This is a genomic window from Cupriavidus necator A5-1 (assembly GCF_000744095.1).
GTDB classification, from domain to species: domain Bacteria; phylum Pseudomonadota; class Gammaproteobacteria; order Burkholderiales; family Burkholderiaceae; genus Cupriavidus; species Cupriavidus necator_A.
Genome location: NZ_JQLI01000003.1, coordinates 41,938 through 60,530, shown reverse-complemented (window position 1 = coordinate 60,530; position 18,593 = coordinate 41,938). Strand labels below are relative to the sequence as shown.

The following is an 18,593-nucleotide window of genomic DNA, read 5'->3' as shown; positions in this document are numbered from 1 at the left end:
GTCGTCGGGTTCCCTTCCGCAGCCGCCTGTTGCAGGCAACTTCGGCTTGCTAGCCGGCATCCGCCATATTACATCTTGTAACAGCGCGATAGCGGCGCCCGGGGCACTGGGTGCCCGGATGGCCCGATCCCGGAAGATATAATCGCGGGCACCCCTGACTAGGTATTTCCCTTATGGCCACCGCACAACACAAGCCGTCCCACCCTGCCCACCGTTCGATCTGGGCGCGGCTCATGTTCTGGGCGGTCGGACTGGTGGCCGCCGGTGCCGTCGTCATCGCGCTGCTACTTGGCTATGCGCTGCTGGTGGCCGCGCCCAACCTGCCGTCGCTGGACACCATCACCGACTACCGGCCCAAGATCCCGCTGCGCATCTACACCGCGGACAACGTGCTGATCGGGGAATTCGGCGAGGAGCGGCGCAACTTCGTGCCCATCGCCGAGATCCCGGACGTGATGAAAAAGGCGGTCCTGGCGATCGAGGACGACCGCTTCTATGAACACGGCGGCGTCGACTTCGTCGGCGTGATGCGCGCCGGGCTGGCCAACCTGCGCGGCGGGCTGTCGCAGGGTGCCTCCACCATCACCATGCAGGTGGCGCGCAACTTCTTCCTGTCCAGCGAGAAGACCTACACCCGCAAGATCTACGAGATGCTGCTGGCGTACAAGATCGAGGCCAACCTGAACAAGGACCAGATCCTCGAGCTGTACATGAACCAGATCTACCTGGGGCAGCGCGCCTACGGCTTCGACAGCGCCGCGCGCGTGTACTTCGGCAAGTCGGTGCGCGACGTGACGCCGGCCGAGGCCGCCATGCTGGCCGGCCTGCCCAAGGCGCCGTCGGCGTACAACCCGGTGGTCAACCCGCGCCGCGCCAAGGTGCGCCAGGAGTACATCCTGCAGCGCATGCGCGACCTGCGCTACATCACGCCCGAGCAGTACGACGAGGCCGTGCGCTCAGAGCTGAAGGTGCGCACCGAGGGCAACGAGTTCTCCACCCACGCCGAGTACGTCGCGGAAATCGTGCGCCAGCTGATGTACGCGCAGTACCGTGAAGAGACCTACACGCGCGGCCTGACGGTCTACACCACGCTGACCAAGCCCGACCAGGACGCCGCCTACGAGTCCGTGCGCAGCGGCATCATGAACTACGAGCGCAAGCACGGCTACCGCGGCCCCGAGGCCTTTATCGACCTGCCGTCCGACCCGGCCGAGCGTGAGCAGGCCATCGATGACGCGCTGGTCGAGCATCCCGGCAGCGGCGACCTGCGCTCGGCCGTGGTCACCAGCGTGTCGGCCAAGCAAGTGAAGGCGACGCTGCTGTCCGGCGAAGTGGCGACCATCGAAGGCGCGGCCCTGCGCTTTATCTCGCCGTCGCTGTCGGCCAACGCGCAGCCGAAGATGAAGATGCGCCCGGGCGCGATCATCCGCGTGACCCAGGACGAGAAAGGCAACTGGTCGGTCACGCAGCTGCCGGAAGTGTCCGCCGCGTTCGTGTCGATCAACCCGCAGGACGGCGAAATCCGTTCGATGGTGGGCGGCTTCGACTTCAACCGCAACAAGTTCAACCACGTGACGCAGGCCTGGCGCCAGCCGGGTTCCAGCTTCAAGCCGTTCATCTACTCGGCCGCGCTGGAAAAGGGGTTCTCGCCGGCCACGGTGATCAACGACGCACCGCTGACGATCGGCCCCGATACCGGCGGCCAGGTGTGGGAGCCGAAGAACTATGACGGCCGCTTCGAAGGCCCGATGACCATGCGCCGCGCGCTGGCCAAGTCCAAGAACCTGGTCTCGGTGCGGATCCTGCGCGCGATCGGCACGCAGTACGCGCAGGACTACATCACGCGCTTCGGCTTCGAGGCCGACAAGCATCCCGCCTACCTGCCAATGGCGCTGGGCTCGGGCGCCGTGACGCCGCTGCAGATGGCGGGCGCGTACTCGGTGTTCGCCAACGGCGGCTACCGCGTCAACCCCTACCTGATCCAGAAGGTCGTGGACGCGCGCGGCAACGTGATCTCCGAAACCCATCCGCAGCGCGCCGGCAGCGACGCGGTGCGCGTGCTGGACGCACGCACCGCGTTTATCGCCGACACCATGCTGCGCGACGTGGTGCGCTACGGTACCGCCAACAATGCCAAGCAGCGGCTGGGCCGCAACGACCTGGCCGGCAAGACCGGTACCACCAACGACGCGGTCGATGCCTGGTTCGCCGGCTATACGCCCAACCTGGTGGCGATTGCCTGGATGGGCTACGACCAGCCCAAGAGCCTGGGCGTGCGCGAGACCGGTGGCGGCCTGGCGCTGCCGATCTGGGTCGGCTACATGAGCAAGGCGCTCAAGGGCGTGCCGGAATCGCCCGAGCGGCCGGCGCCGGAAGGCGTGCTGATGGTGGGCGGCGACTGGACCTTCGAGGAGAACGCCGGCGGCGCCGGGGTGGCTTCGGTGGGCCTGGGCGATCCGTGGCCGGGCAAGCCGGAGGAGTCGACCACCCCGCAGGCCGATACGGAGCAGGAGAAGCGGAAGATACTGGAGATGTTTGGCGGGGCGTGATGACTGCGCCAGACAGCAGAAAGCCGGCCACGTGGCCGGCTTTTTTTTGCCCGCGCTGCGGTTCAGCCCAGCTTGAGGGGCGTACCTGCCTGCTCGCTCAGGTAGCCCGACAGCGCCGCATAGAGCTCGCCACCATTGCGCGTATCGACCCAGCGCTCGCCGTCGCGGCGGAAGTGGAAGCCGCCGGCGCGCGCCGCCACCCACAGCTCCTGCATCGGCGCCTGGCTGTTGATGATGATCTTGGTGCCGTTCTCGAACTCCAGCTCCATCACGTTGCCGGTGCGGCTGATTTCGATATCGGCATCGGCCGCATCGGCAGCGGCCTCGACCGCGGCTTCGATGCGGTCCAGTGCCTGCGTCGCCAGGGCCAGGAACTCGCTTTCGCTCAAGGGGGGCATGCTAAACTCCGAGACCGCCGTTGCCGCCGCTGCCCGGACCGGGCGTACGTGGCGCGAACGGCGTTTTTTGTTGAGAAGTACTTGTAGAGAATTCTTCGGATGCCTCGGCCGCTACGCGTCGGGCTCCAACGCCTTGCCAACAGCCTAAAGGACGACCCGATGCTGCGTCGTGTTGCGATTGTATCGGCGTTTGCCGCCACCCTTGCGATGCCCCTGCTGGGCGGATGCGGCATCCGCGGGCCGCTGACCTACCCCAAGGTGCCGCCCGAACCGACCCCGCCGACCGCGCCCGATCCTGGCCTGGGCCGTGCCGACGCCATGCCGGCTGCACCGGCCACGCCTGCCGCGCAGCCCGCATCGTCCCCCGCCGCCCCCACCACCCGATAACCATGACCGCTTTTTTCCATCGCCAGGACGGCGCGCTTGCCGTCGAGCAGGTGCCGCTGGCGCGTATCGCCGCTGAATTCGGTACGCCCACCTACGTGTATTCGCGTGCCGCGCTGACCGCCGCCTACCAGGCCTACGCCGCCGCTTGCAAGGGCCGCAACGCGCAGGTGCAGTACGCCATGAAGGCGAACTCCAACCTGGCCGTGCTGCAGGTGTTCGCCAAGCTGGGCGCGGGCTTCGACATTGTCTCGGGCGGCGAACTCAAGCGCGTGCTGGCCGCCGGCGGCGACGCGCGCAAGGTGGTGTTCTCCGGCGTGGGCAAGAGCGCGGCGGAGATGGAACTGGCACTGTCGCACGACGTGCGCTGCTTTAATGTGGAGTCAATCCCCGAGCTGGACCGCCTGAACGAAGTGGCCGGCCGCGTGGGCAAGCGCGCGCGCGTATCGCTGCGCGTCAACCCGGACGTCGACGCCAAGACCCATCCGTATATCTCCACCGGCCTGAAGGGCAACAAGTTCGGCATCGCCTTCGAGGACGTGCTGCCGACCTACCGCGCCGCGGCCGCGCTGCCGCACCTGGAAGTGACCGGCATCGACTGCCATATCGGCTCTCAGATCACTGAGGTCGAGCCCTACCTGGAAGCGCTGGACAAGGTGCTGGACGTGGTCGAGGCGCTTGAGCGCGAAGGCATCCGCCTGGAGCACATCGACGTGGGTGGCGGCCTGGGCATCACCTATACCGATGAAACCCCGCCGGACATCACCGGCTTTGCCACCACGCTGCTGGAGCGCGTGGCCGCGCGCGGCCATGGCCACCGCGAGGTGCTGTTCGAGCCGGGCCGCTCGCTGGTGGGCAACGCTGGCGTGCTGCTGACGCAGGTGGAATTCCTGAAGCCCGGCGCGGCCAAGAATTTCTGCATCGTCGATGCCGCCATGAACGACCTGGCGCGTCCGGCCATGTACGAGGCCTATCACCGCATCGAGCCGGTGGCGCTGCGCGACGCGCAGCCGGTGACCTACGACATCGTCGGCCCGGTGTGCGAGTCAGGCGACTGGCTCGGCCGCGACCGCGCGCTGGCGCTGGAGCCGGGCGACCTGCTGGCGGTGATGTCGGCCGGCGCCTACGGCTTTACCATGAGCTCGAACTACAACACCCGTCCGCGCGCCGCCGAAGTGATGGTGGACTGTGCCAACGTGCACCTGGTGCGCGAGCGCGAGCTGGTCGAGGACCTGTTCCGCGACGAGCGCCTGCTGCAGGACTGATCCCTTGGCGCAGCGCACCTACGCGGCGGGCTGCCGCGCCCCGCTGGCCGGCTTGCGCAGCCGCCACCACACCCGCATCCCCAGCAAGGCAAACACCACGGCGGCATAGATCGATACTTCACTGAAATCGTTCTTGCCCGCCTTGTGCCACCAGTAGTGCAGGATCGCCAGCACCGCGATCGCATAGACCAGCCGGTGCAGCGCCTGCCAGCGCTTGCCGCCCAGGCGCCTGACCATGCCGTTGGTCGAGGTCAGCGCCAGCGGTATCATCAGCGTGAAGGCCGTGAACCCGACCGTGATGAACGGCCGCTTGTACACGTCCTTGATCATGTAGGCCAGGTCAAAGCCGCGGTCCACGCCGATCCACAGCAGGAAGTGCTGCAGCCCATAGAAGAACGCGAACAGCCCAAGCATGCGCCGCAGCTTGATCAGCCAGTTCCAGCCCGTGAGCCGGCGCAACGGCGTGATCGTCAGCGTCAGGCACAGCATCACTAGCGTCCAGGTGCCGGTCGAGCGGGTGACGAACTCGAGCGGGTTGGCTCCGTACTGCTCGGTGGTGCCCAGGTACAGCAGCCGCACGAACGGCAGCAGCGCCAGCAGCCAGACCGCGATCTTGACCGCACGCACGCGCTGCGGCGTGAGCGCGGCCAGGCGTGGGAGGCCGCCCGGTTTGCGTGTGGCCGCAGCGGCCGCGCCTGTGGAGGGAAGAGCCATGCCGTTGCCTTGCCTCAGAAGAACTTCTTCAGGTCCATGCCCTGGTACAGCGAGGCGACCTGCTGGCCGTAGCCGTTGAACGGCAGGGTCTTGCGCTTGGGCGCAAACAGCGCGCCAAAGCCGCTGCCGCGGTCCTCGCCGATGCGGCGCTCGGTAGCCTGGCTCCAGCGCGGGTGGTCCACGTCCGGGTTCACGTTCGAGTAGAAGCCATATTCCTGCGGCGCGGCCAGGTTCCAGCTGGTCGGCGGCTGCTTGTCGACAAAGCGGATCTTCACGATCGACTTGGCGCTCTTGAAGCCGTACTTCCACGGCACCACCATGCGCACCGGCGCGCCGTTCTGGTTGGGCAGCACCTCGCCGTACAGGCCGAAGGTCAGCAGCGCCAGCGGGTGCATGGCCTCGTCCATGCGCAGGCCCTCGCTGTAGGGCCAGTCGAGTACGCCGCTGCTGACGCCGGGCATCTGCTTCTTGTCGGCCAGCGTGATGAACTGCACATACTTGGCACCGGGCAGCGGCTCGACGCGCCGGATCAGCTCGGCCAGCGGATAGCCGGTCCACGGGATCACCATCGACCAGCCCTCCACGCAACGCAGGCGATAGACGCGCTCTTCCAGTGCGGCGAGCTTCACCAGCTCGTCCAGGTCATAGACCTTGGGCTTCTTCACCAGCCCTTCCACCGAGACCTGCCACGGGCGCGGGCGCAGCGTGCCGGCGTTGCGCGCCGGGTCGGACTTGTCGGTGCCGAACTCGTAGAAGTTGTTGTAGGTGGTCACGTCCTCGAAGGGCGTGCGCTTTTCCGTGATGACGTAGGTGTTGTTGGCGGTGGCGGGCAGCTTGGGGCCGTGGTGTCCGACCTGCGCGTGCGCTTCGCGCATCAGCCAGGGCGCCAGCGCCGAGCCCGCCGCGCCGGCCGCGGCCAGGCCAAGCAGGCGGCGGCGCGAGGCAAAGACATCGCGGGGCGTGATCTCGCTGGCGGCGATATCTTCACCACGCAGCCACTTGGGGGACGGAATCAGCATGTTGTGCCTCGTTGCGCATACGGGCGCGCGCACCATGCGCTGGCTCGTATGCAGGATTTGACCGGCCGCGCGTGCCGATAGTGCTGGCCCGGCGCGGCTGGCCACCCGCCTGCGTCGCTTTGTCGCACCGCGTGCGAGCGGGCTGCGGGCTGCATGGCTAGCCTCCCTGGTACTGGCGATAAACCGCCTGCGCCAGCGTCAGCAGCCGTGCCCGTTCGATCGGGGCGGCCAGCGCAAAGCCCATGTCGCGGTCGATCCAGTAGAACGCCATCGGATCGCCGCCGGAAGTCACCCGCGCGCGGCGCTCGCGCGGCATGTGCTCGACGCGGAAGCCGGTATCGGGCGTGCCCAGCGCCATGCGCCGCAACTGCAGCGACAGGCGCGTGCCGTCGTCCGACTCGTACATCAGGATCGCCGACGGGCCGCCTTCGGCCACGCCGAGCCGTCCGCCGATCAGGTGGAAGCCCTGTGCGCGCAGGTCCGGCACCTGCAGCGACATGCCCAGCCGCTTGGACAGCCAGGCGATCAGGTGGGCTTCGTCGTTCGCCGGCACTTCGACCGGGTGGCGCATCTCGGGCGCGTAGACCGTGTGCGTGGCCAGCGCCTCGCGCGCAAAGCGCTCGCCCGGCGCCATCGCCACCGTGGTGCCCTCAAGGCGCGCATGCGCCATCCAGCCAAGCGCGCCGCCGACGGCCACCAGCAGCACCGAGGCGCAGGTGGCCGCGAGCGCCATCGGCCAGCGCGGCCACTGCCGGCGCGTGCTCTCGCGGCGCCGGCCATCGCCATGCAGCCCGGGGGGCAGCGCCGCAAGCGGCACGGGTTCGTTCAGTACCGGATCCAGCGCGCCGTGCAGCGCATCTGTCTGCCGGCGCCAGGCGGCCACCTGCGCCGCCGCCTCGGGGTGCTGCGCTAAGTACGCTTCCACGGCCGCGCGGCGCGCGCCGGTGAGCTGGCCGTCGGCGTAGGCGTGGAGGTCCGCTTCGTGGATGCCGGACATCATTTCACCCGCTGCAGGGAATTGCCGGACGCCGCCGGCGTGGAAACGCTGGTGCCGTCGAGCAGCCGGCGCATCTGCTCGCGCGCCCGCGCCAGGCGCGACATCACCGTACCCAGCGGGATGTCGAGCACGCGCGCGGCCTCGGCATAGGTCAGTTGTTCCAGGCTCACCAGCAACAACACCGCGCGCTGCGGCTCCGGCAGTTGCGCCAGCGCCTGGACCAGGTCGCGGCGCAGGCCGGGGTCTTCCGCAGGGGCGCTGACCTCGGGCAGGATCTCGGTCGCCACCACCAGCTCCTTCCTGCGCAAGGTGTTGAGGCGCAGCCGGTGCATCAGCGTCAGCAGCCACGGCAGCAGGCCGTCGCCACCGTCGCCCCACCATGCGCCGGGACGCAGGCGGAAGCGCCAGCGGTAGCGCAGCGCACGCTCGAGCGTGTCCTGCACCAGATCGTCGGCCAGCGCCGCGTCGGCGGTGAGGCCGCGCGCATGGCGCCGCAGGCGCGGCGCCAGCGCGACGAGCTGGCCGTCAAACCCTTCCATGGCGTGGCTGCCGCGGCGCTCGCCTTGCCGTCAGGGCTTGGCGATATGCCAGACGTTGTTGAGGTTGTCGCCAGCCCGGTCGCCAGGCTTGGCGTCCTTGCCGAAACGGTACAGCGGCATGCCGCGGTAAGCCCACTGCTTGCCGCCGTCATCGCGCGTAATGATGGTGTACTGGCCAGTCGGGCTGGTGCCCGGCGCAGCCATCAGCGGCGGCCAGTTGGTGGCGCACGGGCCATTGCAGGCGCTCTTGCCGCTGCCGGCGGTGTCGCGGTCGAAGGTGTACAGCGTCAGGCCTTGCGGGTCGGTCAGCACGCCGTCGGACACTTTCACCGTGGGCGGCATGTTGCCGGCGCCGCCGCCACCGCCCATGCCCAGGCTGGAGCAGCCGGCGAGCAGGACAGCCGCACAGCCGAGCGCAAGCGCGGCGGGACGAACGAGGGATGCTGCAGAGGTTAGACGCACACGTGCCATGATCTTGTTCTCCATGCAAACCGGTGCCGCCAGCCGGCACCGCTTCTCAAGTAAACACCTGATGTGATGCCATTATTCCGTCACGTCACAAAAAAAGTCGAAATAAAACCTGCCCGAAGGCAGGTTTTTGCATCGCACCATGGCGCGTGATCAGAGCTCGCCGTAGCTGTGCAGGCCCGACAGGAACATGTTGACGCCCAGGAACGCGAAGGTCGTCACCAGCAGGCCGACCAGCGCCCACCAGGCTGCCATCGTGCCGCGCAGGCCCTTCATCAGCCGCATATGCAGCCACGCCGCGTAGTTCAGCCACACGATCAGCGCCCAGGTTTCCTTGGGATCCCAGCTCCAGTAGCCGCCCCACGCCTCGGCCGCCCACAGCGCACCCAGGATCGTGGCGATCGTGAAGAACGCGAAGCCGACCGCGATGGCCTTGTACATCACGTCGTCGAGCAACTCCAGCGACGGGAGCCGCTCGGCCAGGATGCCGCGCTGCTTGAGCAGGTAGGCGACCGACACCATCGCCGCCAGGGCGAAGGTGCCGTAGCCGATAAAGTTGGCCGGCACGTGGATCTTCATCCACCAGCTCTGCAGCGCCGGCACCAGCGGCTGGATCTCCTGCGCATTGCGGCTGACCGTGTACCACAGCAGGAAGCCCACCGCGGCCGACACCACCAGCATCACGAACGGGCCCAGCGCGCGCGTGGCGTAGCGGCCTTCGTAGTACAGGTAGAACAGCGAAGTGATCAGCGTGAACAGCACGAACACTTCATACAGGTTGGAGATGGGGATATGGCCGATGTCCGTGCCGATCAGGTACGACTCGTACCAGCGCACCAGCATGCCGGTGAAGCCGAGCACGATCGCGCCCCAGCACAGCTTGCTGCCGATGCTGTAGCCGGTGTTCGAGCGCGTGGCCAGCCCGACCCAGTAGAACAGCGTGGACAGGAACACCAGCGCGCTCATCCACAGGATGGCCGACTGGCTCGACAGGAAGTACTTGAGGAAGAAAGCCTGGTCCGCGCGCGCGAGCTGCCCCTGGTAGAGCTGGATCGCAAACAGCGACAGCACCGCCAGCACCAGCATCAGCGGGCGCACCGGCTTCCAGTGCCAGCCGAGCAGCGCGAAGGTCGGCACGGCGCCGATCAGCACTGCCTTGTCGTAGCCGCCCATCCACCTTCCGTATTGCGCCAGCGCCACGCCGGCGCCGGCGGCCAGCGCCACGGCGAAGAGCCAGTCCACCCAGCGGAGGCGGCGCAGGAAGGAAGGTTCGAGATAGGCCTCGTCGGCGGCGCCGGTTTCGGCGCGCGTGGTGCCGCGCATGGTGGGGTTGGCCTGGTTCACATTTGAAGACATAGCGTACCTGCTCGTTACTTCGCTGGTTACTTGCGCGGGTCAGGCGCGTGGGGCGACGCGGCGGTGGCGGGCGCGCCGTCCGCGGACGCATCCGGCGCATCGCCGCGGCCACCCGAGGCGCGGCCGATGTCGTCCCGCAGTGCGGTGAATTCCTTCTCGAAATCCATGGTGCGGCGCTGGGTCGACATCGCCATCAGCACGTGGCTGCCCGGCTCCGTGATGCCTTCGGCGGGCTTGTCCTTGATCCAGACCCAGACGCGGCGCTCGCGGATATAGAACATCGCGAACACGCCCAGCACCAGTAGCAGACACCCAAGATACACGATGTTCTTGCCCGGCGCACGGGTCATCTGGAACACGCTGGCCTTGATCTCCTTGAAGTCATCGAGCTGCAGGAACACCGGCGCGCCGTAGAAGAAACTGTCCGACAGCGCGTTGATCGCCTGCTGCAGGAAGGCGCCGCTCTGCGCGCTGTTGGCCACCACCGGCAGCTTGTCCTGCGCGCGCGCGAGCTGCCACAGCTCCCACATCGAGCCGTTCAGGATCTTCAGCAGCACGTCGGCCGCCTTCTGCTGCTCGGCCGGCGGCACGGACTTTTCCAGGAACGCGGCGATCGCGGTGAAGCCGCCTGGCGGCGAGTCGGGCGTGGGCCGCGCGGCGCCGGCGAACAGGTCGAGCGCGCGCAGCGAGCTTTCGGCCAGCTGGCGGCGCAGGTCGGCCTTGTCATCGCCGGGCATCGACGCCAGCGCGAATCGGCGCGCCGCCTCGCCGCGCAGGCCGCGCTCCTGCAGCGCGGCGCGCAGCCGCATCCAGTCGGCCACGCTGCCCTGGTCGTCGGCGGGAATGCGCAGGTAGCGGAACGGTTCGCTGGGCGATTCGCGCATGCCGGCTAGGAACACCGACTGGCCGTCCATCTGCACCGGCACCATGTAGTTGTTGAATTCGCGCGCCTGGCCGTTGCGGTCGCGCAGCTTGTACTGCACCGACGGACCGACGTTGCGCAGCGTCTTGGCGCGGTCGGTGCTGGCGGCGGCGCCGAGGTGCTTTTCCAGTGTGTCGTTAAACGACTTGCGTGCCACCCCGCGCGCATCGGGCTTGCCCGAGGCATCGGTGACGTTCTCGATATTCATCAGCCGGAAATCGCTGAACTCGACCGTCATGCCCTCGCTGTCCGCGCTGGTGCCAGTGCCCGCCAGCGGCTTGTTGCCACCCACCGCGCCGTCGATGGCAAAGGTGGCATGGCCGCTGCCCTGCATCGGGTAGCCGACGAACTTCAGGCGCGAGCCGCCGTCCTCGAAGCTGGACTGGTAGATGGCAATGCCGTCGACGATCAGCGGTTCGTTGACCTTGATGGTGGCCTCGGTCTGCTTGCCGGTGGCGCGGTCGGTCACGATCACGTCCGAGGCAAACAGCTTGGGCATGCCGGTCTCGTAGAAGTCGATCTTGAACTTCTTGAGCGTGAGGGCAAACGGCAGGTCCTGCACCAGCGCGCCGTCCGAGATGTTCAGGATGGCGGTGGACACGGTAGCACCCTCGGGCACGAAGGCATTGCCGCGAAAACCCGGGTTGCTGGCCGGCAGCCGGTGCTGCGGCGGGATCTCGTTGATCACGGCGTTGCCCCTGATCGGCGTCTTGCCGCCGAACCACATCTGCGCGCGGATCAGCATGTCGCCGTCCAGCAGGCCGCCGATGCAGATCACGACGATGGCCGTGTGCGCCAGGATATAGCCAGCCTTGTTGGCGGCGCCGGCCTTGGCGGCCAGCAGCGTGGCGCCGTCATGCTCGACCGCCTTGAGGCGGTAGCCGCGGTTGCGCAGCAGCGCCGACAGCCGGGTCACCGCCTCGGCGCGCGGGCGCGCGCCGTCGAACTCGCCGCGGTGATGGAAGGCGCGCAGGCTGCGCTCGCGCACATGGTCCTTCCACGAACGCATGTCGGCCACCATCTTGGGCGCGTTGCGCACCAGGCAGAGCGAGGTCGATGTCACCAGGAAGGCCAGGATCAGCAGGAACCACCAGGAGCCGTAGACCTTCTGCAGCGACAGCGCATGGAAAATATCGGCCCAGAACGGCCCGAACTGGTTGACGTAGTTGGAATACGGCTCGTTCTGCTTGAGCACGGTGCCGACCACGCTGGCAATGGCGATCACGGTCAGCAGCGCGATCGCGAAGCGCATCGAGGACAACAATTCGACCGCGTCGCGCAACACGCGGTGAGAGGTCTTCAGGTGCAGCCCTGAAGTGGAGGCGGTCGACATGTGAAGGGAAACCTAAAACAACGTGCAGCTATGAAATAAAAAAGGGCGGACATGCTTGAACAAGCAGGCCACCCTTTTCGATTGTGACGGGCGCGTCCGGTTGCATGCCGGGGCACGCCAATCAACGCGCCGGCGCCTGGTGGCGCCAGCTGGAGTCGTCAGCCGTAGTCCTTAGCGGACGCCAGCGACGTAGTCCGCCACCGCCTTGATCTCGGCATCCGACATCTTGGCGGCGATGGTCGTCATGACCGGGTTGTTCTTGCGGGTGCCCTGGCGGAACGCCACCAGCTGTGCCTCGGTATATTCCGACCACTGGCCGCCGATACGCGGGTACTGGGCCGGGATGCCGGCGCCGGTGGGCCCGTGGCAGGCAGCACAGGCGGGTACGCCCTTGGCCGCGATGCCGGCACGGTAGATCTTCTGGCCGGCTTCGATGGTGTCCTTGTTCTTGGCAGTGGCCGGCTTGAGCGACTGCTTGGCCAGGTAGGCGCCGACGTTGCGCATTTCGTCGTCGGACAGCACGGACGCCATCGGCACCATGATCGCGTTGCTGCGCGCCTTGGACTTGAAGTCGGCCAACTGCTTGTGGACGTATTCAGGATGCTGGGCGGCCAGCTTGGGGTTGGCGGCGGCGGCACTGTTGCCGGCGGCGCCGTGGCAGCTCAGGCAGGCGGGCACATTGCGATCGGGGGCACCTTGCGTGTACAGCGTTTCACCCTTGGCCGGGTCAGCCTTTGCGGCGGCCTGCTCTGCGGCAGATGCCAGTCCGGAAAGGGCGGCGGCAGGAACGGCCAGAGCCAGGACACCCAGAATCTTCGCAATGCGGTTCATTCGCACACCTTCTCTGAATTGTTTTGGATACCGTAATGCGTGCCGGCCGGCGTTCTGCTGGCGGTGAGGACGCGCCGGTGCAGAGGCCTGACATCGTGGCGTGGCGCGCGGCTGGCCTGTCCCCCGACCGATCCGCAACGACACCGCCGCCGGCAGACCCCGCCGCCCGGCCCCACACCGCATCCGCTGCGGCAACACCGTTACGCGCAATACGGAAACAAGGCACTACCCACGATGGAACGACACACTAGGCTTCCCGCCCGGACAACGGCAGCCGAGGCACGCAGCCAGGGATGCCACGCGTCACCCGGTCAGGAGACCGTAAACCGGCGTATTGTACAATAAGATATGTGCCGGATTGATGCCTTGCGCCCCGCTGAGCCCCGATGAACTTCCTCCGGGCTGCGCCAGATCAACCCCCGGCCGGCGGCCATGGCCGCCTGCCATCCCACCCTGGCGGGATCCCGGCCACTGCACGCGCCATGCGCGCCGCCGCGGCGCCCCGCCCCACCGCTCGAGCGCATGTCCCTCCTCCACCAGGCCCGCTTCTTCATCACCGTCAACCACCTGCGCGACCTGCCCGCCACGGCCGTGCCGGAAGTGGCGTTCGCCGGCCGCTCCAACGCCGGCAAGTCCACTGCCATCAACATCCTGTGCAATCAGAAAAGGCTGGCGTTCTCGTCGCGCACGCCCGGGCGCACGCAGCACATCAACTACTTTTCGGTGGCGCCGGTGAAGGCGCCCGATCCGCTCGCCTTCCTGGTTGACCTGCCCGGCTACGGCTATGCGGAAGTGTCCGGCTCGGCCAAGTACCACTGGCAGGGCCTGCTGAGCGACTACGTGCAGAGCCGGCCGCAGCTGTCGGGCCTGATTTTGATGATGGATGCGCGCCGCCCGTTCACCGATCTCGATTGCCAGATGGTGGAATGGTTCCTGCCGACGGCTCGGCCTATCCACGTGCTGCTGACCAAGGCCGACAAGCTGACCAACAGCGACAACGCCAAGGCGCTGCGCGAGACGCGCAAGATCCTGCAAGGCTATGCGGAGCAACTGGAAACGCCGGTGCCGCTGACGGCGCAGCTGTTCTCCAGCCTGAAGCGCCGCGGCATCGAGGAAGCTCAGGGAGTGATCGCGGGTTGGCTGAACCTGCCGGAAGCGCAGAAGGCCGCGGAGAAGGCCGCGCAGAAGGCTGCACAGCAGGACGGAGCTTCCGCGCCATCCGAAAAAACCGAGCCGCCCGCCTCAGATCCCGCGGCGTGAGCGCAACGCACGCTCGGCCACGTTGCGGCGAGCGCGCAAAAAAAGCCCCGTTGCAAGCAACGGGGACAAACTTTCCCGCCGCGTGGGCGGGCACCCGCTCAGGGAGGAGTAGCGGGGGACACCGCGCCACGCAGGGCGCAACGCAATGTGTCCGCGAGTATGATAGCGGGCACGTTCAAAAGTTTAGTTTTTCTTCAGCCGGCATCTTTGCGCCGCGCGCGCAGTGCTTGCCGGCTCGCAATTGCTAGCAATCGGGACCTATGCGGGATGCGATGACGCCCGACTCGGGCACATATCCCGCCCCGCTTTCCGCCCCGCTCTCCTGACCAGCTCTTCGCCAACCAGCCTGCCATGTCCACCTTCCCCGAGTACCGCCCCCGCCGCATGCGCCGCGACGATTTCTCCCGCCGCATGATGCGCGAGCATCGCCTGTCCCCGGACAACCTGATCTACCCGGTGTTTATCCTCGACGGCCAGAACCAGCGCCAGTCGGTGGCGTCGATGCCGGGCGTCGAGCGCGTGTCGGTCGACCTGCTGATGCCGGTGGCGGAAGACTGCGTGAAGCTCGGCATCCCCGTGATCGCGCTGTTCCCCGTGATCGACCCGTCGCTGAAGACGCCGGATGGCATCGAGGCGACCAATCCCGAAGGGCTGGTGCCGCGCGCCGTGCGCGCGCTGAAGGACCGCTTCCCTGAACTCGGCGTGCTGTGCGACGTGGCGCTCGACCCGTACACCAGCCACGGCCAGGATGGCGTGCTGGACGACAACGGCTACGTCATCAACGACGTGACGGTCGAGATCCTGGTGCGCCAGGCGCTCGCCCAGGCCGAAGCCGGCGTGGATATCGTGGCGCCGTCCGACATGATGGACGGCCGCATCGGCGCGGTGCGCACGGCGCTGGAAGACAACGGCCACATCCATACGCGCATCATGGCGTACTCGGCCAAGTACGCGTCGGCGTTCTACGGCCCCTTCCGCGACGCAGTGGGCTCCGCCGCCAACCTGGGCAAGGGCAACAAGATGACCTACCAGATGGACCCGGCCAACTCCGACGAGGCGCTGCGCGAAGTGGCGCAGGACATCCTGGAAGGCGCCGACATGGTGATGGTCAAGCCGGGCATGCCGTACCTGGACATCGTGCGCCGCGTGAAGGACGAGTTCCGCTTCCCGACCTACGTGTACCAGGTGAGTGGGGAGTACGCGATGCTGAAGGCCGCCGCGCAAAACGGCTGGCTCGACCACGACAAGGTCATGATGGAATCGCTGCTGGCCTTCCGCCGCGCCGGCGCTGACGGCATCCTGACCTACTTCGCGCGTGACGCCGCGCGCCTGCTGACTGCCTGATCCCGCGCCTATGCAATTGCTCGGCTTCTCGGCCAGCCTGGTACATCCGCTTGCCTCGCTCACCGAGGCGGCCAGCTTCCTCGGCGGCAATGCCGCCGCGCTCTTTGTCTGGGCGGATTTCTCCACCGAGGAAGTCACCGCCGCGCCCGATGCCTGGCGCGAGAGCGTGCGCCAGCTTGCCGGCGCGCCGATCCTGGACCTGCACCTGACCGATGCCACCAACGCAGCGCATCCGTCGTATTTCGACACGACCAATGCGTATGACATGGTGATCTTCCGCAAGCTGACCTTCGAGACCAGCCGCGCGATCGCTGAGGCAGAGCCGCAAGAAGCTGCGCCGGCGGGCGCGGCCAGGTCACAGGCCGACGGCGCACCGCGGCCCAGGCGTCATCCGCCCGGCTTCCTTCCCGCGCTGGCCAAGATTGACACCCAGCCGGTCACGTTCTTCGTCTTCGACACGGTGCTGGTGACGGTGCGCTCCGGGCCCTCGCGCACCGTCGACCAGGTGCGCCAGCGCCTGCTCGAGCTGTGCCAGGCGCCGCGCCCGCAGGCCGCGCCCGCGCGCGGCAACGGCCAGCCGCTGTTGCACGGCGTGCGCCCGCCGAGCCGGCCCGAGGACCTGATGCTGCGCCTGCTCAATGCGATGGTCGACCGCTACCTGGAGCTGCGCGCGCCGCTGACGCGCCAGCTCGACCGCTGGCAGCGCGCGCTGCTCAATTCACGCCGCAGCTTTTCCAGTTGGGAAGGGTTGCTCGATGCCCGCATCCAGTTGCGCAAGCTCGAGCACCTGAGCGAAGAGCAGCGCGACGCGCTGCAGGAATTCCGCGACAGCCTGCTCGAAAACCGCTACAGCAGCGACCAGCCTGGCGCGCCGGCCAATGCGCCGGGACGCGACGAGGTGCTGCTGGTGCGCATCAACGACGTGATGGAACATATCCAGCGCGTACTGGCGCATGCCCGGCGGCTGGAGGATTCGATCGAGTCGGCGGTGCAGATCCACTTCTCGGCGGTGGCGCACCGGACCAACCGCACCATGCGCACGCTGACGCTGATCACGGCGCTGTTTATGCCGCTGACGCTGATCACCGGGATTTTCGGCATGAACTTCGACCGCATGCCGTGGCTGCGCGAGCCGGAAGGGTTCTGGTGGTCGATCGGCCTGATGGGAGCGGTGGCGGTGGCGCTGGCCGCGCTGTGGGGGCTGGGGCGGCAGCTCGATCGCTAGCGCGCCCGCAGCCGCAGGTACGCCTTCAGGTACTGGTGCGCGTGCCGAAGGCGCGTTCCAGGCTTTCCAGGAAGCGGTTGGCCGACTGGTAGCCGATCACGCGCACGGTGCGCTCGCGGCCGTCCGCGCCGAACAGGATGATGCCGGGCGGCCCAAACAGGCCGAAGCGCTTGAGCAGCGCCTTGTCGTCGGCATTGTTGGCGGTCACGTCGGCCTGCAGCAGCACGATCTCCGACAGGCGTGTCCGCACGCGCGGATCGACGAAGGTCAGGCGCTCCATCTCCTTGCAGCTGACGCACCAGTCGGCATAGAAATCGAGCAGCACGGGCTTGCCCGCGGCGGCGGCTTGCGCCACGCGGGCGTCGAGCTCGGCCACGCTGCGCACGCGCTCGAAACGCACCGCCTGGGTACTGCCGGCCGATTCACCACCGCCGCGCGACACGCTCAGGTGCGCCAGCGGCTGCAGCGGATCGCGCCCGCCCGAGGCCACGCCGATCAGCACGATCGCCGCGGCGATCGCGAACAACACGCCCACGCCCTTGCCTACGCGCGCGAGGTTGCGCGGCTCCGGGCCCAGCCCGTCGAAGGCGCCGAGGAACACGGCCGCCACCAGCAGCAGCGCCGCCAGCAACAGCATCGTGGCCCAGGCCGGCAGCACCGGTCCCAGCGTCCACAGCGCCACACCCAGCAGCAGAAAACCGAAGAAGCGCTTGGTCACTTCCATCCAGCGCCCGGCGCGCGGCAGCAGGTTGCCCGCGCCCACGCCCACCAGCACCAGTGGCACGCCCATGCCGATCGCCATCGCAAACAGCGCCGCGCCGCCGATCACCGCATCGCGGGTCTGCGCGATATACGCCAGCGCCCCCGCCAGCGGTGCCGTGACGCATGGCCCGACAATCAGCGCCGAGATCGCACCCATCGCCGCCGCACCCGCCACCTGGCCGCCCTGGCGGCGGTTGGACGATTCGGTCAGCCGGGTCTGCCAGCGCTGCGGCAACTGCAGTTCGTACAGCCCGAACATCGACAGCGCCAGCGCCACCATCAGCGCCGCGAACACGCCCAGCACCCATGGCGTCTGCAGCGCGGCCGACAGGCCCTCCCCGAGCAGCCCCGCGGCCACGCCCACGGCGGTGTAGACCACGGCCATGCCCAGCACGTAGGCCAGCGATACCACCAGCGCGCGACCGCGGGTGACGTGCTCGCCCACCACGATCGACGACAGGATCGGCACCATCGGCAGCACGCACGGCGTGAAGGTCAGGAGCAGGCCGAGGCCGAAGAACAGTACGGCGATCACGCCCAGGTTGCGGCTCGCCAGTGCGCCGGCGATGCGGTCGCTGTCGTCGGCGCGCAGCACCGGCGCCGCGTTCGGCGTGGCGGGAGCGGGAGCCGGCACGGCAGCGGGCGCATCGGAGCGGCCACGCTTGCCGAACAGGTCGGACAGGCCACCGCCGCCGACCTTGTACACGCTCTCCATCGGCGGGTAGCACAGACCCTTGTCGGCACAGCCCTGCGAGGTGACCGTCAGCGACCACTTGCCGTCGGCCGGGGCCGATTCCACCGGCACGCGGATGATGACGCTGTCGCGGTACGTCTCCATCTCCTTGCCGAAGGTGTCGTCGAACTTGACCTTGCCGTGCGGGAAGTCCGGCTTACCCAGCTTCACACTGGCAGGTTGCGCGACGAAGGCGAAGCGCTCGCGGTACATGTAGTAGCCGGGCGCGACCTCGAAGCGCACCTCCACGGTGTTGTCGTCGAGCTGGCTTGCGGCGAAGCGGAAGGCCTGCTCGGGCGGCAGGAAGTCGTCTTCCGTGGCCGCATGCGCCGTGCCTGCCAGGCACAACCAGGCCAATGCCGCCAGCAGGGCTGCGGCGATTTGCCGCGCCCAATCCCGACCGCCTGCTCGCTCCGGAAGTGCCAAACCGATGTTCATGAAGCTGTTTCCTGTCTGTCTTGATCTGCGCACGCTGCCGTACCTGCTGCTGCGCT

General features: G+C 67.9%; 16 protein-coding genes. 6 read left to right on the top strand and 10 right to left on the bottom strand.

The features are described from left to right. The first annotated feature begins 173 nt into the window (after positions 1–173). Positions 174–2,549, top strand: a complete 2,376-nt coding sequence (locus tag K307_RS21290; protein WP_080745150.1) for a penicillin-binding protein 1A — start codon at positions 174–176, stop codon at positions 2,547–2,549. Between the two features lie 62 nt (positions 2,550–2,611). Here the strand turns inward: K307_RS21290 and cyaY are convergent, their stop codons facing one another. Beyond that, the gene (cyaY, locus tag K307_RS21285; protein ID WP_042882562.1) at positions 2,612–2,947 is read right to left on the bottom strand and encodes an iron donor protein CyaY; all 336 of its coding nucleotides are present in this window, start codon (positions 2,945–2,947) and stop codon (positions 2,612–2,614) included. Between the two features lie 159 nt (positions 2,948–3,106). On the opposite strand from cyaY, the gene K307_RS21280 reads away from it, so the two are divergent. Together K307_RS21280 and lysA are read left to right on the top strand one after the other, a co-directional pair. Continuing rightward, positions 3,107–3,334 (top strand): hypothetical protein, encoded by a 228-nt coding sequence (locus K307_RS21280; RefSeq protein WP_042882560.1) that lies wholly within the window; start codon positions 3,107–3,109, stop codon positions 3,332–3,334. A gap of 2 nt (positions 3,335–3,336) precedes the next feature. Further along, the gene (gene lysA, locus K307_RS21275; protein ID WP_042882558.1) at positions 3,337–4,596 is read left to right on the top strand and encodes a diaminopimelate decarboxylase; all 1,260 of its coding nucleotides are present in this window, start codon (positions 3,337–3,339) and stop codon (positions 4,594–4,596) included. 18 nt (positions 4,597–4,614) lie between these two features. Here the strand turns inward: lysA and msrQ are convergent, their stop codons facing one another. The 8 genes from msrQ to K307_RS21235 form a co-directional block, all read right to left on the bottom strand. Continuing rightward, the gene (msrQ, locus tag K307_RS21270) at positions 4,615–5,310 is read right to left on the bottom strand and encodes a protein-methionine-sulfoxide reductase heme-binding subunit MsrQ (protein ID WP_042882556.1); all 696 of its coding nucleotides are present in this window, start codon (positions 5,308–5,310) and stop codon (positions 4,615–4,617) included. Between the two features lie 14 nt (positions 5,311–5,324). Next, positions 5,325–6,329 (bottom strand): protein-methionine-sulfoxide reductase catalytic subunit MsrP, encoded by a 1,005-nt coding sequence (gene msrP / locus K307_RS21265; protein WP_042882554.1) that lies wholly within the window; start codon positions 6,327–6,329, stop codon positions 5,325–5,327. Between the two features lie 157 nt (positions 6,330–6,486). Then, entirely contained in the window at positions 6,487–7,329 is an 843-nt protein-coding gene (locus K307_RS21260) for an anti-sigma factor family protein (RefSeq protein WP_042882552.1), read from the bottom strand. Then, entirely contained in the window at positions 7,326–7,865 is a 540-nt protein-coding gene (locus K307_RS21255; RefSeq protein WP_042882550.1) for an RNA polymerase sigma factor, read from the bottom strand. Before K307_RS21255 ends, K307_RS21260 begins: the two co-directional genes overlap by 4 nt. Positions 7,866–7,895: 30 nt before the next feature. Beyond that, positions 7,896–8,336, bottom strand: coding sequence for a lipoprotein (locus K307_RS21250; RefSeq protein ID WP_042882768.1), 441 nt, complete (start codon positions 8,334–8,336; stop codon positions 7,896–7,898). A gap of 150 nt (positions 8,337–8,486) precedes the next feature. Next, entirely contained in the window at positions 8,487–9,656 is a 1,170-nt protein-coding gene (gene ccsB, locus K307_RS21245) for a c-type cytochrome biogenesis protein CcsB (RefSeq protein ID WP_196251604.1), read from the bottom strand. 59 nt (positions 9,657–9,715) lie between these two features. Continuing rightward, the gene (locus tag K307_RS21240) at positions 9,716–11,944 is read right to left on the bottom strand and encodes a cytochrome c biogenesis protein ResB (protein ID WP_051975085.1); all 2,229 of its coding nucleotides are present in this window, start codon (positions 11,942–11,944) and stop codon (positions 9,716–9,718) included. 171 nt (positions 11,945–12,115) lie between these two features. Further along, positions 12,116–12,775 carry a c-type cytochrome gene (locus K307_RS21235; RefSeq protein ID WP_042882547.1) on the bottom strand — a complete coding sequence of 220 codons (660 nt, stop codon included), beginning with the start codon at positions 12,773–12,775 and terminating at the stop codon, positions 12,116–12,118. A 522-nt stretch (positions 12,776–13,297) separates the two neighbouring features. Between K307_RS21235 and yihA the strand changes: the two genes are divergently transcribed. From yihA to K307_RS21220, 3 genes are all read left to right on the top strand, one after another. Continuing rightward, positions 13,298–14,035 (top strand): ribosome biogenesis GTP-binding protein YihA/YsxC, encoded by a 738-nt coding sequence (gene yihA / locus K307_RS21230; RefSeq protein WP_042882545.1) that lies wholly within the window; start codon positions 13,298–13,300, stop codon positions 14,033–14,035. A 351-nt stretch (positions 14,036–14,386) separates the two neighbouring features. Then, a complete protein-coding gene (gene hemB, locus K307_RS21225) occupies positions 14,387–15,379 on the top strand; it encodes a porphobilinogen synthase (RefSeq protein WP_042882542.1) in 993 nt (330 codons plus the stop codon). Between the two features lie 10 nt (positions 15,380–15,389). Beyond that, positions 15,390–16,604, top strand: a complete 1,215-nt coding sequence (locus tag K307_RS21220; RefSeq protein ID WP_042882540.1) for a magnesium transporter CorA family protein — start codon at positions 15,390–15,392, stop codon at positions 16,602–16,604. 25 nt (positions 16,605–16,629) lie between these two features. Here K307_RS21220 and dsbD read toward each other — a convergent pair whose 3' ends face one another. Further along, complete coding sequence (dsbD, locus tag K307_RS21215) at positions 16,630–18,537, bottom strand: protein-disulfide reductase DsbD (RefSeq protein ID WP_042882538.1); 1,908 nt, start codon at positions 18,535–18,537, stop codon at positions 16,630–16,632. Positions 18,538–18,593: the final 56 nt, after the last annotated feature.